This is a genomic window from Bradyrhizobium sp. CCBAU 53338 (assembly GCF_015291665.1).
Classification (GTDB): domain Bacteria; phylum Pseudomonadota; class Alphaproteobacteria; order Rhizobiales; family Xanthobacteraceae; genus Bradyrhizobium.
Genome location: NZ_CP030048.1, coordinates 878,481 through 892,982 on the forward strand (window position 1 = coordinate 878,481; position 14,502 = coordinate 892,982).

Annotated in this window: 17 protein-coding genes; 12 read left to right on the forward strand and 5 right to left on the reverse strand. The window is 65.6% G+C overall.

Annotated elements, in window-relative coordinates; translation table 11 throughout:
• Positions 1 to 29: 29 nt before the first annotated feature.
• Positions 30 to 758 (reverse strand): phosphonate metabolism transcriptional regulator PhnF, encoded by a 729-nt coding sequence (gene phnF / locus XH90_RS04210; protein ID WP_194479354.1) that lies wholly within the window; start codon positions 756 to 758, stop codon positions 30 to 32.
• A gap of 158 nt (positions 759 to 916) precedes the next feature.
• Here phnF and phnG point away from each other — a divergent pair, with 158 nt between their 5' ends.
• The 9 genes from phnG to XH90_RS04255 are packed head-to-tail and all read left to right on the forward strand — an operon-like array spanning position 917 to position 7,846.
• Complete coding sequence (gene phnG / locus XH90_RS04215) at positions 917 to 1,330, forward strand: phosphonate C-P lyase system protein PhnG (protein ID WP_371748355.1); 414 nt, start codon at positions 917 to 919, stop codon at positions 1,328 to 1,330.
• A 4-nt stretch (positions 1,331 to 1,334) separates the two neighbouring features.
• Entirely contained in the window at positions 1,335 to 1,943 is a 609-nt protein-coding gene (gene phnH / locus XH90_RS04220) for a phosphonate C-P lyase system protein PhnH (RefSeq protein WP_194479356.1), read from the forward strand.
• A 3-nt stretch (positions 1,944 to 1,946) separates the two neighbouring features.
• Positions 1,947 to 3,062, forward strand: a complete 1,116-nt coding sequence (locus XH90_RS04225; RefSeq protein WP_194479357.1) for a carbon-phosphorus lyase complex subunit PhnI — start codon at positions 1,947 to 1,949, stop codon at positions 3,060 to 3,062.
• Positions 3,059 to 3,955 carry an alpha-D-ribose 1-methylphosphonate 5-phosphate C-P-lyase PhnJ gene (locus XH90_RS04230; protein WP_194479358.1) on the forward strand — a complete coding sequence of 299 codons (897 nt, stop codon included), beginning with the start codon at positions 3,059 to 3,061 and terminating at the stop codon, positions 3,953 to 3,955. Before XH90_RS04225 ends, XH90_RS04230 begins: the two co-directional genes overlap by 4 nt.
• Positions 3,948 to 4,739 carry a phosphonate C-P lyase system protein PhnK gene (phnK, locus tag XH90_RS04235; RefSeq protein WP_194479359.1) on the forward strand — a complete coding sequence of 264 codons (792 nt, stop codon included), beginning with the start codon at positions 3,948 to 3,950 and terminating at the stop codon, positions 4,737 to 4,739. The genes XH90_RS04230 and phnK overlap by 8 nt, the downstream gene beginning before the upstream one ends.
• An 8-nt stretch (positions 4,740 to 4,747) precedes the next feature.
• Entirely contained in the window at positions 4,748 to 5,446 is a 699-nt protein-coding gene (gene phnL, locus XH90_RS04240; protein ID WP_194479360.1) for a phosphonate C-P lyase system protein PhnL, read from the forward strand.
• Positions 5,447 to 5,458: 12 nt separating this feature from the next.
• Positions 5,459 to 6,616 (forward strand): alpha-D-ribose 1-methylphosphonate 5-triphosphate diphosphatase, encoded by a 1,158-nt coding sequence (locus tag XH90_RS04245; RefSeq protein WP_194479361.1) that lies wholly within the window; start codon positions 5,459 to 5,461, stop codon positions 6,614 to 6,616.
• A complete protein-coding gene (phnN, locus tag XH90_RS04250) occupies positions 6,613 to 7,224 on the forward strand; it encodes a phosphonate metabolism protein/1,5-bisphosphokinase (PRPP-forming) PhnN (protein ID WP_194479362.1) in 612 nt (203 codons plus the stop codon). Before XH90_RS04245 ends, phnN begins: the two co-directional genes overlap by 4 nt.
• A gap of 10 nt (positions 7,225 to 7,234) precedes the next feature.
• A complete protein-coding gene (locus XH90_RS04255; RefSeq protein ID WP_194479363.1) occupies positions 7,235 to 7,846 on the forward strand; it encodes a pyridoxamine 5'-phosphate oxidase family protein in 612 nt (203 codons plus the stop codon).
• 30 nt (positions 7,847 to 7,876) lie between these two features.
• Here XH90_RS04255 and XH90_RS04260 read toward each other — a convergent pair whose 3' ends face one another.
• The 3 genes from XH90_RS04260 to XH90_RS04270 all read right to left on the reverse strand — a co-directional run bounded on the left by XH90_RS04260 (position 7,877) and on the right by XH90_RS04270 (position 11,099).
• Entirely contained in the window at positions 7,877 to 8,659 is a 783-nt protein-coding gene (locus XH90_RS04260; RefSeq protein ID WP_194479364.1) for an alpha/beta fold hydrolase, read from the reverse strand.
• 4 nt (positions 8,660 to 8,663) lie between these two features.
• Positions 8,664 to 9,959: an O-acetylhomoserine aminocarboxypropyltransferase gene (locus XH90_RS04265; RefSeq protein ID WP_194479365.1), complete on the reverse strand. Its 1,296-nt coding sequence runs from the start codon at positions 9,957 to 9,959 to the stop codon at positions 8,664 to 8,666.
• Positions 9,960 to 10,091: 132 nt separating this feature from the next.
• Complete coding sequence (locus tag XH90_RS04270; RefSeq protein ID WP_194479366.1) at positions 10,092 to 11,099, reverse strand: LLM class flavin-dependent oxidoreductase; 1,008 nt, start codon at positions 11,097 to 11,099, stop codon at positions 10,092 to 10,094.
• 185 nt (positions 11,100 to 11,284) lie between these two features.
• On the opposite strand from XH90_RS04270, the gene XH90_RS04275 reads away from it, so the two are divergent.
• The 3 genes from XH90_RS04275 to XH90_RS04285 all read left to right on the forward strand — a co-directional run bounded on the left by XH90_RS04275 (position 11,285) and on the right by XH90_RS04285 (position 13,088).
• Complete coding sequence (locus XH90_RS04275; protein ID WP_194479367.1) at positions 11,285 to 11,788, forward strand: Twin-arginine translocation pathway signal; 504 nt, start codon at positions 11,285 to 11,287, stop codon at positions 11,786 to 11,788.
• 35 nt (positions 11,789 to 11,823) lie between these two features.
• The gene (locus tag XH90_RS04280; protein WP_246755691.1) at positions 11,824 to 12,471 is read left to right on the forward strand and encodes a ferric reductase-like transmembrane domain-containing protein; all 648 of its coding nucleotides are present in this window, start codon (positions 11,824 to 11,826) and stop codon (positions 12,469 to 12,471) included.
• 137 nt (positions 12,472 to 12,608) lie between these two features.
• Positions 12,609 to 13,088: a cyclic nucleotide-binding domain-containing protein gene (locus XH90_RS04285; protein ID WP_194479368.1), complete on the forward strand. Its 480-nt coding sequence runs from the start codon at positions 12,609 to 12,611 to the stop codon at positions 13,086 to 13,088.
• 445 nt (positions 13,089 to 13,533) lie between these two features.
• On the opposite strand, the gene XH90_RS04290 is transcribed toward XH90_RS04285, so the two are convergent.
• The gene (locus XH90_RS04290; RefSeq protein WP_194479369.1) at positions 13,534 to 14,481 is read right to left on the reverse strand and encodes a helix-turn-helix domain-containing protein; all 948 of its coding nucleotides are present in this window, start codon (positions 14,479 to 14,481) and stop codon (positions 13,534 to 13,536) included.
• Positions 14,482 to 14,502 lie beyond the last annotated feature (21 nt).

Below are 14,502 nucleotides of genomic sequence, written 5' to 3' on the forward strand. Positions count from 1 at the left end.
ATGACTGCGAGGGAGAGTAGGCGACCCGCCTACGGCTCCACCACAAACTCCACCCGCTCCGCCGCAAAGCGCGAATGCTTGGTCACCAGCGGCTTGCCCTGGAGATCGAGGTCCGTCGCGTCAACCACCAGGATCGGCCGTCCCAGCGGCAGGTCGAGCCGTACGGCATCGGTGGCATCGACGATGCCGGCAGTGATCCTCGTAGCGCCGCGGCGGTAGTCGCTGATGCCGTAATGCTCGAGCATCCTCGTCATCGAGCGCGTGGCCGAAAACACCGTGCCTGCGCCCGGAAACCGCTCCGCCGAGAGCCATGTGGTGGAGACGCAGATCGGCGTGCGGTCGGCCAGGCGAATGGCCTCGATCCGCACCAGCGGTGCGCCGGTCTTCAAGCCCAGCTCGCGAGCGAGCTCGCGGGTTGCGACGTCCTCTGACGCCTCGATCATCCGACCGTGCGGCTCCCGGCCTTCGGCTCCGACGATCTCGGAGAAGCGCGTGCGCGAGCGCAAGGGATAAGCGAGTTTCTGCGCCTCGACATAGGTTCCGCTGCCGCGTTCGGCGCGCACGATGCCGCGTTCCGCAAGCGCCGCCAACGCGCGCCGCACGGTGTGCCTGTTGACACGATAGGTTTCGGCGATCTCCATCTCGCCTGGTAATTTGTCGCCGGCGGCGAAGCGGCCATCGGCAATGCCGCGCTCGATGCCGTCGGCAACGAGGCGCCACAGCGCGACGCCCGAGGAGGCGGTGTCCTGCATGCTCATGTCGGCGGTCAGCCTAGCCCAGAAATCATGCGTTTGTCACGAAACAGTCATGGCGCTTCCGTATCAAGTTGTCTATTATCATAGACAACTTGAATTCGGCAAGTTCGGTGGATTCGTTGAACCAGCACAGCAACCAGCAAGCGCAGCGTCAGGCCGCCATGGCCGTGCTGGCGCACGCGGAGGCGGGCGAGATCGCCGCCCGTCTCCGCACGATTCCCTTGCCCGGCCATCAGGATCTGCGCGAACCGGAGAACGGTCTGGTCATGCTGCGCGGCCGGGTCGGCGGCGACGGCGCGCCGTTCAATCTCGGCGAAGCCACGGTGTCGCGCGCAGCCGTGCGCCTTGCCAGCGGTGAGGTCGGGTTCGGCTATGCGCTCGGACGCGACGGCGAGAAGGCGCGGCTGATCGCCCTGTGCGACGCGCTGGTGCAGTCGCGTGATTTTGGCGCGGCGATCGAGCGCGAGGTAATCGCACCGTTGCGCGAGCAGCTTATGGTCCGGCGCAACCGCGTGGCGGAAGAGACCGCGGCGACGAAGGTTGATTTCTACACCATGGTGCGCGGTGAGGGGTGAGGCCATGACCACGATTGCGGAACTGCCGCCGGGATTCGCCGACAAGGTGTTGTCGGCGCAATCGACCTTTCGCTCGGTCATGGACGCGATGGCGCGGCCGGGCTCGGTCCAGCGTATCGTGCCGATGGCGGGAACGCCTGGTACGATGATGCGCGGCACCGCCGCGATCGCGTTGACGCTGTTCGATCACGATACGCCTCTCTGGCTCGATCCGCGGATGGCTGAAAGCACCGACGTCTTGAAGTGGCTCAAGTTCCACACCGGTGCGCCCGTGATTCAGGATTCCTCCATCGCGGCCTTCGCGCTGATCAGCGATGGTGTGTTGCTGCCCGATCTCGAGCGTTTCGCGCTAGGCACCAACGAATATCCTGATCGTTCCACCACCGTGATCGTTCAGGTCGAGAGCCTGGACTCAGGGCCGACCTTCGAGCTCCGCGGTCCCGGCATTGATGGTGTCGCGACGCTCCAGGCCTCGATCAAGCCCTTCGACTTGTTCGAGCAGCTCAGCTTCAACGAAACCCTGTTTCCGCGGGGCATCGACCTGGTGCTGGTCGCCGATGATGCCGTGGTAGCGATCCCGCGCACCACCCGCGTCGTGAGCAGGGGAGGCTGACGCATGTATGTCGCAGTCAAAGGCGGCGAACGCGCCATCGAGAACGCCCATCGTCTGCTCGCCAATGCGCGCCGTGGCGATCAAGCCGTTGCGGAAGTCTCCCTCGACCAGATCTCGGAGCAGCTCGGGCTCGCCGTCGACCGGGTCATGAGCGAAGGCTCGCTCTATGACCGCGAACTCGCGGCGCTCGCGATCAAGCAGGCGCGCGGCGATCTGATCGAGGCGATCTTCCTGGTCCGCGCCTTCCGCGCCACCCTGCCGCGCTTCGGCGCCAGCGAGCCCGTCAACACCGGTGCGATGCGCGTGCAACGGCGGGTGTCCGCGACCTTCAAGGACATTCCGGGTGGCCAGATCCTCGGGCCGACCTTCGACTACACGCACCGCCTGCTGGATCCGTCGCTTAGCGAAGGCTTTGTGCCGGAAACGCCGGCGACGTCAGAGGCGTCAACCGCGGCGACGCCGCGCGTGACCGACATTCTGGGCCGCGACGGGCTGATCGAACCCTCGCCGCAGGCCGAGGAGGGCGCCAGCGTCGGCGATCTCACCCGCGAGCCGCTGAATTTCCCGGCCGACCGCGATCTGCGCCTGCAAAATCTCGCACGCGGCGACGAGGGCTTCCTGCTGGCAATGGGCTATTCCACCCAGCGCGGCTATGGCCGCAATCACCCCTTCGTCGGCGAGATACGCTTTGGCGAGGTCGAGGTCGAATTCGCTGCCGAAGACGTCGGCTTTGCCGTGCCGCTCGGCGCGATCGAGCTCACTGAGTGCCAGATGGTCAACCAGTTCAAGGGCTCCGCAACGGAGGCTCCATGCTTCACCCGCGGCTATGGCCTCGCCTTCGGCCAGAGCGAGCGCAAGGCCATGTCGATGGCGCTGGTCGACCGGGCGCTGCGTGCCCGCGAGCTTGGAGAAGAGGCCTTGGCCCCGGCGCAAGATGAAGAGTTCGTATTGTCGCATTCGGACAATGTCCAGGCGACCGGCTTCGTCGAGCATCTGAAGCTGCCGCATTATGTCGACTTCCAGTCCGAGCTCGGTCTGCTCCGCAAGCTCCGCAAGGAATTTGCCGAAGCCTCTCCTGAAGCCAATGCGACCGACGCCATGAAGGAGGCCGCGGAATGAACGCGCCCGCCTACAATTTCGCCTATCTGGACGAACAGACCAAGCGGATGATCCGCCGCGCGATCCTGAAGGCGATCGCGATCCCCGGCTATCAGGTGCCGTTCGCCAGCCGCGAAATGCCGATGCCCTATGGCTGGGGCACCGGCGGCGTGCAGGTAACGGCCGCGATCCTCGGACCGCAGGACGTGCTGAAGGTGATCGACCAGGGTTCGGACGACACCACCAACGCGATCTCGATCCGCAAATTCTTCGCCAAGACCGCCGGTGTCGCCACCACGACCTCGACCGACGAGGCGACCGTCATCCAGACCCGCCACCGCATCCCCGAGACGTCGCTGCACGCGAACCAGGTGCTGGTCTATCAGGTGCCGATCCCCGAGCCGCTACGCTTCCTCGAACCGCGCGAGACCGAGACGCGGCGCATGCATGCGCTCGCCGAATACGGCCTGATGCACGTGAAGCTGTACGAGGACATCGCCCGCTTCGGCCACATCGCGACCGCCTACGCCTATCCGGTGAAGGTGAACGCGCGCTACGTGATGGATCCGTCGCCGACGCCGAAATTCGACAACCTCAAGATGGACAATTCCCCGGCGCTGCAATTGTTCGGCGCCGGTCGCGAGAAGCGCATCTATGCGATCCCCCCCTATACCAAGGTGTTGTCGCTCGATTTCGAGGATCACCCGTTCGAGCCGTATCGTTTCAACGCGCCATGCGCGCTGTGCGGCGCCGAAAATTCCTACCTCGACGAGATCGTCACCGACGACAAGGGCAGCCGCATGTTCGTCTGCTCCGACACCGATTATTGCGAAGGCCGTCAGGCCGACGGTCATCATGGTGCCCTGAGTGCTGCGCCCTACAAGGACAAGGCGCAGGGAGAAGCAAATGGCTGATCTTCTGGAAACCGATCAGCCGCTGCTGATCGCTGAGACCCTCAGCAAGTCCTACGGCCGTATCGCTGCCTGCCGTGACGTGTCGTTCTCGCTCTATCCAGGCGAGGTGCTGGCGATCGTCGGCGAATCCGGCTCCGGCAAGTCGACGCTGCTGCAGCTGCTGTCGGGCCAGCTCGCCGCGAGCGGCGGACACGTGCGTTACCGGATGCGCGACGGCGTCACTCGCGATCTTGCCGCACTCGGCGAAGCCGAGCGGCGCCTGTTGTTCCGCACCGATTGGGGTTTTGTGCATCAGGACCCGGCGCAGGGACTGCGCATGGCGGTTTCGGCCGGTGCCAATGTCGGCGAGCGGCTGATGGCTGTGGGCTGGAATCACTACGGTCGCATTCGCGAGAGCGCCTCCGACTGGCTGACCCGTGTCGAGATCGACGTCGCGCGCATCGACGATGCGCCGCGGACCTATTCGGGCGGCATGCGCCAGCGCCTCCAGATCGCGCGCAACCTCGTCACTGGACCTCGACTGGTGTTCATGGACGAGCCGACCGGCGGGCTTGATGTTTCGGTCCAGGCCCGTCTGCTCGATCTCCTGCGCAATCTCGTCGCCGAACTGCATCTCGCCGTCGTCATCGTCACCCACGATCTCGCGGTTGCACGCCTCTTGTCGCATCGCGTGATGGTGATGAAGGGCGGTCGCGTCATCGAGGCGGGTCTCACCGACCAGGTGCTGGACGATCCGCGTGAGCCCTATACCCAGCTCCTCGTCTCCTCGATTCTGCCGCCATGAGCCGACCAATGACCGCCATGATCGACATCGCCGACGCCAACAAGACCTTCACGATGCACCTGCAGGGCGGCATCGAGCTGCCGGTGGTGCGCGGCGTGACCTTTCAGGTTCAGCCGGGCGAGTGTGTCGTGCTCTCGGGGCCATCGGGCGCTGGCAAGTCGTCGATCCTGAAGATGATCTTCGGCAACTACCGCTGCGATTCCGGCCGGATCGGGATCCGCCATCGCGGCGTGCTGATCGATCTCGCCGCCGCCGAGCCGCGGCAGGTCCTCAACGTCCGCCGTGCGACCATCGGCTATGTCAGCCAATTTCTGCGGGCGGTGCCGCGGGTTGCGACCATCGACGTCGTTGCCGAGCCGCTGATCGCTGGCGGCCTCAGCCGGGCTGACGCGCAGGCGCGTGCCGGCGAGCTGTTGCATCGCCTCAACATCCCCGATCGGCTCTGGCAGCTTCCGCCTGCGACGTTCTCCGGCGGCGAGCAGCAGCGGGTCAACATTGCGCGCGGCTTCATCTCGGACCTCCCGATCCTGCTGCTGGACGAGCCGACCGCCTCGCTCGATGCCGCCAACCGCGCCGTCGTGGTCGAGCTGGTCGCCGAGAAGAAGCGCCAGGGCGTTGCCATGGTCGCGATTGTGCATGACGACGAAATCCGCCATTTGATTGCCGACCGCATCGTCGACGTCACCAGCTTCGCCGCCGCGGCCTGAAGGAAGAGGGATATGAACGCCAAGCCGAAGATAACAGTGATCGCCAACGCCAGGCTCGTGCTGGCCGACCGGGTGATCGAACAGGGCTGGCTGGCTCTCGCGGACGGACGCATTACCGAGATCGGCGAGGGCAGGGCGCCCGCCGGCGCGGAGGATGCCGGCGGCGATCTGATCATGCCCGGCCTGATCGAGCTCCACACTGACCACCTCGAAGCGCATTACGTGCCGCGCCCAAAGGTGTTCTGGAATCCGGTCGCGGCTGTCATCTCCTATGACGGCCAGCTTGCGACCTCAGGCATCACCACCGTGTTCGATTCGCTCCGGGTCTGGCGCGAGGACGGCGCCGAGGAGGTCGATGGCCGCGCCGGCGTGCTTGCCGCGGCGATCACCACCGCACGTGACTCGAATCTGCTGCGCGCCGACCACTTCTTGCACCTGCGCTGCGAAATCCCGATGCCGAGCGTGGTCGAAGAGGCCAAGGAGCTGATCGACCGCCCCGACGTCAAGCTGATGTCGCTGATGGACCACACCCCCGGTCAGCGCCAGTTCCGCGACGAAGTGAAGCTGCGCGACTACTACCGCGGCAAGGGCGGCGGCAAGACCGACGCCGAACTCGACGAGCTGTTCGCGAAGCGCTTCGAGTATCAGAAGGCCTATGCCGCGACCAACATGCGCGAGATCGTTTCGCTGGCGCATCAGTACGGGATTCCGCTGGCAAGCCATGACGACACCACGGAAGAGAACGTCGCTGATGCCGTGCGTGATGGCGTTGCAGTGGCGGAATTTCCGACCACGATCGAGGCCGCGCGCGGCCTGCACCAGGCCGGCATCGACATCCTGATGGGTGCGCCCAACGTCGTGCGCGGCGGCTCGCATTCCGGCAACATCGCCGCGGTCGATCTCGCCCGCGAAGGCCTGCTCGACATCCTGTCGTCTGACTACATCCCGTCCAGCCTGCTGATGGGCGCGCTGCAATTGCCTGAGCACGCACCGGCGATCAGCCTGCCGGCGGCCGTTCGCACCGTGACGAAGGCGCCGGCCGATGCGGTCGGCCTCACCGACCGCGGCGAGATCGCAATCGGCAAGCGCGCCGATCTGATCCGCGTCCACGTCGCCGGCAGCGTCCCGGTGGTGCGCAGCGTCTGGCGCGAAGGGGGCCGCGTCGCATGAGCGAGACGGCCGCGCCAGCGAAAGATGCGGCGGGCGCGATTGGGCCCGGGCGGCTCGTGCTCGTGGTCGGTCCCAGCGGCGCCGGCAAGGACACGCTGCTGCGGCTGGCGCGGGCGGCCTGCTCCGACGACCACGACGTCGTCTTTCCGCGCCGCGTCGTGACGCGCGCGGCCTCCGCCGACGAGGACAATATTGCGGTCAGCCCGGATGAGTTCGCCCGCGCGCGCGAACACGGCGATTTCGCCGTTCATTGGGACGCGCATGGGCATTCCTATGCCCTGCCGCTGGAGATCAACGACGACATCCGCGCCGGGCGCGCCGTCGTCGTCAATGTCTCGCGCACCGTGATCGCCGCGCTGCGCGAAAGATATGCCAACGTCGTCGTGGTCGCGATCACGGCGCCGCCGGACGTGTTGGCGCAGCGGCTCGCGGCACGCGCGCGTCACAGCGACGGCAATATCGCCGACCGGCTCGCGCGCAGCGTCGATGACGCATCGGCCATTGCCGATGTCACCATCCTCAATGCGGGGAGCGCCGACTACCATAGCCGCCATCTTCTGCGCGTGATCAAAAATGAATGCTGGCACGAGGAGCGGCCAGTACAATAAGGAGACTGGAATGTCGGTGATTGAGACGGTCGAGCAGCTCGAAGCCATCTACGGCGCCACCAATGACGCCTCGACCGTGAAAGTCGCCGACCACGTCACGCCACTCTATCGCATCTTCATCGAGAAGGCGCCGTTTGCGGCGCTCGCCACCATCGGACCCGAGGGCATCGACTGCTCGCCGCGCGGCGATCTGCCCGGCTTCGTGCGCATCCACGATCCCAAGACGCTCATGCTGCCGGATCGACGCGGCAACAACCGGGTCGATTCCCTGCGCAACATCGTGCGCGACCCCAGGGTGTCGCTGATGTTCCTGATCCCGGGCTCCGGAAACGCCGTTCGCGCCAATGGCCGCGCGCATCTTTCCGTCGATCCCGACCTGCTGGCGTCGTTCAAGGTCGAAGGCAAGGCCCCGCGCAGTGTCATGGTGATGAACGTCGACGAGATCTACTTCCAGTGCGCCCGCGCCATCGTCCGCTCCGACCTCTGGAATCCCGACAAGCGCATCGACTCGAAGACGCTGCCGACACCCGGCCAGATCCTGGCGGAGATGAGCCAGAACAAGGTCGGCGGCGCGGAGTATGATCGGATCTGGCCAGAGCGCGCGGCGGCGACGATGTGGTGACCGCTCCGTCTGGACGTGGACGCCGGATTCCTAACCGCGTAGCGCTGCCAGCAATTCGTCCGGGCGCTCGGCCATGACCATGTGGCCCGCGCCCGGCACCACGACGGTCCTGGCATGCGGGATCGCCGCCGCAAGCGCCTTGCCCGCCTTCGCCGGTGTCATCATGTCCCGTTCGCCAAGGATGAGGGTCGTCGGCACCTTCACGGTCGCGGCTGCCGTCAGCGCGTTCGCGTAGGCGTTGCAGGCCGACAGATCCCTGAACAGCACGCCCGGCTCGCAAGCTTTCAGCACCGCCTGCGCGCCACCGTGCATCCACAGCCCCGGCGCAAGGCTGCCGCCGAGCTCGGCGTTGAAGCCGAGACCCCAGATCGAGACCATGTCGTTGGCGTCCTGCGAGTTGGCCTCGGCGGCCTTGAGCAGATCGGGGCCGACCGTCATGGTCGCGGCGGTGCCGATCAGGCTCAGCGCCGAGACCTTGTCGGGGTGACGTGCAGCGGTCTCCAGCGAGATCAGCGATCCCATGGAATGGCCGATCAGGTGCGCCTTGGCACTGCCGGCAGCATCGAGCAATGCCGCCGTCCAGTCGGCCAAGTCGGCGATGCTTCCCAGTGACGGCCCGGCCGAGCGGCCGTGACCGGGCAGGTCGGGCGCCAGCACGCCAAAGCCGTGGTGGGCGAACCAGCGCGTATGCAGCGCCCAGGTCGAATGATCGAAGCCGGCGCCGTGGATGAAGACGACGGTGGGCAGGGATTTGTCTAACTCGCGGCCGCCGGTTGCGACAAACACATCGGTGCCGTTGACGGAAAGCTTCATCGTCTCAAACCTTCTGCGAGATGCGCAGCGCCTGCGCGAGATCGTCGATGATGTCGCTGGCCGTCTCGATGCCGACCGAGAGCCGCACCAGCTCCTCGCCGATGCCGGCGGCCTTCAGCTGCTCGGCGTCCATCTGCTGATGCGTGGTCGAGGCCGGGTGGATCACCAGCGTCTTGGCGTCGCCGACATTGGCGAGATGGCTGATCATGCGCAGCGACTCGATGAACTTGCGCCCGGCGGGCCGTCCGCCCTTGATGCCGAAGGAGACGATCGAGCCGGCACCGCGCGGCAGCAGCGTCTTCGCAAGCTGATGATCGGGATGGTTCTCCAGCGAGGGATGCAGCACCCAGTCGACGGCCTTGTTGGTCTTCAGCGCTTCCAGCACCAGATGCGTGTTCTGCATATGCCGGTCCATGCGCACGCCGAGCGTCTCGACGCCCTGCAGGAGCTGGAACGCGTTGGTCGGCGACAGGCAGGCGCCGAAATCGCGCAAACCTTCCGTGCGGGCACGCATGATGAAGGCCGCCGTGCCGAACTGTTCGTCGAAGACGATGCCGTGATAGCCGCCATAGGGCTCGGTCAGCACGCCGAATTTGCCTGATGCGCGCCAGTCGAAGCGGCCGCCGTCGACGAGGGCGCCGCCGATCGCGATGCCGTGGCCGCCGATCCACTTCGTCGCCGAATGCATCACGATGTCGGCGCCAAGCTCGATCGGCCGGCTGAGATAGGGCGTGGCAAACGTATTGTCGATCAGCAGGGGAATCCTTGCGTCATGCGCGATCTGTGCGACCTTCGGGATGTCCAGGACTTCGAGGCCGGGATTGCCGATGGTCTCGCCGATCACCAGTTTTGTGTTCGGCCTGATCGCTTTCCGGAAGGCATCGTGATCGCGCGGCTTCACGAAGGTCGTGGTGATGCCGAAGCGCGGCAGCGTGTGCGCCAGCAGATTGATGGTGCCGCCATAGAGCGAACTCGACGCCACGATGTGGTCGCCGGCATTGAGCAGCGTCGCAATGGCGAGATGCAGCGCGGCCATGCCGCTTGCGGTGCAGATCGCTCCGACGCCGCCCTCGAGCGCCGCAAGCCGCTCTTCCAGCACGCCCGTAGTCGGGTTGGAGATGCGCGTATAGATGTGGCCGGCGCGCTCCAGATTGAACAGCGCGGCGGCGTGATCGGAATCCTGGAACACGTAGGACGTGGTCTGGTAGATCGGCACCGCCCGGGCACCGGTCACGGGATCCGGATGCTGGCCCGCATGCAGGCTCAGGGTCTCGAAGGCGGGCGGTTTTGGCGCGGGCATGCGTGGCCTCGTTGGTCGGTCGGTGATGGCGGATCTTGTGCCACAAAAACACTGAGGACGTCAGCCCATTGACAGAGCTGCACGGGCGGACGCAGCGCCAGGCACGAGCGCGAAGAGTCTGTTCGATCCGGCTTACAACCCCGTCCGTCCCGCCAGCCGGTCCCGCACGTCGGCGGCGATCTCGAACGAGCGCAGCCGCGCGGCGTGATCGTAGATCTGCCCTGTCGTCATCAACTCGTCCGCCGCGGTGTCGGCGATCAGCGCCCTCAGCTTCTCCTCGATCACGGCAGGGCTGCCGACGGCGGAGCAGGCGAGCGATTGCGCGACACCGGCCTTCTCGGCCGGCGACCACAGCGCGTCCATGTCGTCGACCGGCGGCGGCAGCTGGCCGGGCGTGCCGCGGCGCAGATTGATGAACTGCTGCTGCAGCGAGGTGAACAAGCGCAGCGCCTCGACGTCGCTGTCGGCGGCGAACACGTTGACGCCAATCATCGCATAGGGCTTGTCGAGCTGCGCCGAGGGCTCGAACCGCGCGCGATATTCGCGCAGCGCCGGCATCATCATCTGCGGCGCGAAATGCGAGGCGAAGGCGAAGGGCAGCCCCAGCATGGCCGCGAGCTGAGCGCCGAACATGCTCGAGCCGAGAATCCACAGCGGCACCTTCGTGCCCATGCCGGGTACGGCGCGGATGGCCTGGTTCGGTTTGACGTCGCCGAGCAGCGCCTGCAGTTCCAGAACGTCATGCGGAAAGTTTTCGGCGGCCGTGGCAAGGTCGCGCCGCATGGCCCGCGCGGTGAGCTGGTCGGTGCCGGGGGCGCGGCCGAGGCCGAGATCGATCCGGCCGGGATAGAGCGCCTCCAGCGTGCCGAACTGCTCGGCGATCACGAGCGGCGAATGGTTCGGCAGCATCACCCCGCCGGAGCCGACGCGGATCGTCCTGGTCCCGCCCGCGACATGCCCGATCACCACCGACGTCGCCGCGCTCGCGATCCCCGTCATGTTGTGATGCTCGGCCAGCCAGAACCGCTTGAAGCCCCACGCCTCCGCGTGCCGGGCGAGATCGAGCGAATTGCGGAACGCCTGCGACGCATCGGCTCCCTGCTTGATGGGCGCGAGGTCGAGCACGGAAAACGGGATCATGTGGGGCTGCCGAAATGGGGAATCTGCGCGTCCGGGAGAGGCTCATGTAGTGTCACCGCGCAGGATGGGTAGAGCACCCTTCGCAACCCTGTTATGGCGCCCCGTGGCGCCCGTCGTCTCGGCTGGGCGTTTCGTGCCTGTTGTTGTACGCTCCATGTCGCGCCACCGTTGTCAGGAGGAATGACATGACCCCTGTCGTACTCAACCGCCGCAACCTCCTCGTTGCCGGCGGCTCCGTTTTTGCATCGGGCGTCCTGGCGACGGGAGCTTCCGGATTTCTGCTGCCGGCGCGCGCGGAAGGCCTCGCGCCGACTGAATCGATGACCGGCGGCGCCAACAACTACCGCAAGGGCGCACCGATCGTGGAGCGGATCGGCAAGGGCGGCTTCTGGATGAGCGGCACCGTTCGCCGCGTCGGCGACGGGGCCCCGCTGGCCGGGCAGCGCATCCAGATCTGGGCGCACACGGTCGAAGGGCAGGAGCACGAGCCGCAGAGCCATGGGGCAACGCTCACCGACAGGGACGGCGCGTTCCGGCTCGAGATGCCGCAGATCATTCCCATCTTCGGCCAGCCGCATGGTCACCTCGCTTATGACAGCGGGGAATTCAAGACAGTCTTTCTGCGGCCGATCATGCGCAGCCCGAAAGAAACCAGCCTCGAGGCGCACTTCGTGCTTCAGCCGGCCTGATCGCGTTGCAAGGGCAAGGCCAAGTGAAAGGCCAAGTGAAAGGCCAGGTGATAGGCCACGCGCAAGGGTGGAGATCCCTGATCTGGGTCGCCCTCGCTGCGGCCATTGGCGCACCGATCGCGCTCGCAGCGACAAGCGAGCAGCTCGCATGGCGCGGTCCGGTCTACGTCCTCGCCGGTTTCGCGGGGATCATTGCCCTCGCTCTGGTGCTGGTTCAGCCGCTGCTGATCGGCGGATATCTGCCGGGACTATCGGCCTATCGCGCGCGGCGGGCCCATCACTGGATCGGCGGCGCGCTGGCGCTGGCCGTTGTGATCCATGTCGCCGGTCTCTGGTTCACCAGCCCGCCCGACATGATCGACGCGCTGACCTTCTCCTCGCCGACACCGTTCTCCCCCTTTGGCGTGATCGCGATGTGGGCCATCTTCGCCGTCGCGCTTCTGGCCGCGCTGCGCCGGCGGCTGCGACTGCGCACGTGGCGCATCGTCCATGTCCCCCTTGCGATCGTCATCGTCGCCTGCAGCGTGGTTCATTGCCTGCTGATCGAGGGGACGATGGAGACGATTTCGAAAGCGGCGCTGTGCGTGCTCGTGCTTGCGGCAACGATCAAGGTAATGACCGATCTCTGGCGCAAGCGGATGGTTCGGAACGAAAATGTTGCGCGGCCGATTCCAGGTCAATGACCTGGAATGTCGCCATGGATCATCCTGTCGAATGGTAGGCACGCAGGTTCAGTCGAGCACGTGCGAACCCCGTCGAGCCGCGTGAGCCGTCCCGCGCGCTGCTTGCCGCATCCGGCGTTGGCGCGTATCCTCGCGCCATGACCGACAGCACGCCCGATCTGAAAGCGTTCCTGCTCGCGACGCCGTTCTTCGGCGGTCTCGCCGACCCAAGTCTCGACCTCCTGATCTCGATGCTGGTCGAGCGCCGCTTCGATGTCGGCGCGACGATCGTGGCGGAAGGCGAGCCGGGACGCTCGATGTTCATCGTCAAGTCCGGCCGGCTGGCGGTCGGCAAACGGACGAATGCGGGGAGTGTGCTCCCGATCTCCGTTCTGGAACCCGGCGACTTCTTCGGCGAGATGACGCTGATCGAAATGCAGAACCGCTCCGCCACGGTGGTCGCGGAGAGTGAGACGGCGCTCTACGAGCTGACCGCCCAAAAGCTCTATGCCTGCTACAAGGCCGACATCCATGCCTATGTGATCGTCCTGCAGAACATCAATCGCGAGCTGTGCCGGCGGCTGCGCCGCGCCGACGACCGGTTCACGGGACAGCATGTGAGCGAAGAGGACCACTAGAGACGCATTCTGGGTCGAGCGCAGCGAAACGGATCGTGCCTGCCGGCGAACCAGCTCTCGATCGATTTCGCTTTCGCCTTTCGAGCGACGGCGGACAAATCGCTGCCGTCCAGCGAGCCCGCTATCCGATGTGGTTACAGCAACGCCAGCGAATGCAGTGAGTTTCTGTGAAAGCCGAAGGCGATCAAGCCGGAGAGCAGCAACGCAGTCCCAGTCACGATCAGGCAGCACGCAAGCACTATCGGAGCCTCTGGTTCGTCAGGAATGACCAGGACGATAATGGATAAAATTTTACCGACAATCGAAAGGAAGAATTAACCTTACCTGCGCGGCCGGCAGGTCTTCTGTGGGATGGGCAGAGCAACTTGTCCGCCGGCGCGCTCGTAGAGCGAAGGCGAAACCCGTCACCGTCCCGAAGTTGGAAGAGATCCGGCCGCGATGGCGATCACGTCAGCAGGCGCCTCGCGTTTGCGAGCGTCTGCGACGGAAGTTCTCCGATCGTGTTGCGGTAGAGCTTGGAGAAATCGCCCATGTGCCAGAAGCCGTGGGCGCAGGCGCTGGCCTTGACGGTGAGGCCGGGAACTCCGTTGCGGAGCTGCCGGCGGACGGCCCAGAGCCGCTTGAGCTGGCTGTAGCGCAGCGGACTGGTGCCGCAGACGGCGTGAACGGCGCTGTTCATCGTTCGCGTTGAAATTCCGATCTCTTCCGCGAGAGTGTCGCAGTAGATGTCGGTGGTGTGGTTGGCGTGGATCGCACGCTCGATGTGATCCACGATTGTCTTGTAACGCGCACGCCCGTCACGGCGGTCGATATACCCCGCGCACATGGCTTCGTCGAACGAGGAGAACAGCGCCGCTTCGATCGTCTCCGGTGTACCGTTTGCCTCAATGGCTTGGGGCTGTGCGGCAGCCGTCTCGAGAACGCCGCGCAGGTGCATTTGCAGACGTGCCAATTCGGCGTCAGGCAATCGCAACAGCGCATGGCCGTCTTCGAACGTCAGCCAGCTGTCGGCCAAGGCATCGCGGCGGATCGACAGGATGGCGACCAGGCGCCCCTCCGGCTCGTAGACCGTGCAGTTGGCTGCCCCCTTCAGGATGATCAGCGACCGGTCGATTTCCCTGCCGTTCATCCGCGTCGAGGAGACGTCGTCCATGGGAACGACGATGATGAGCCGGCCGGAAAAGTCGTAACCCCTGATGATGCGCGGAAAGGTCCGCACCAGCGACAGGGAGCAGGAGGGCAGCGTCACGCTGGCCCGCAGCACGGCGAAATTTCCGGTCCTGAGCGGAATGCTTTCGGCACTGGCATACCGTTCACTCTCGCGAAACTGGTCGATGTCCGCGTAGCGCACCAGCTCGAGCGATGTCGAGGCATGAAGGTTTCTGAAAAGCATCGGAAATTCGAATCAGCTGCA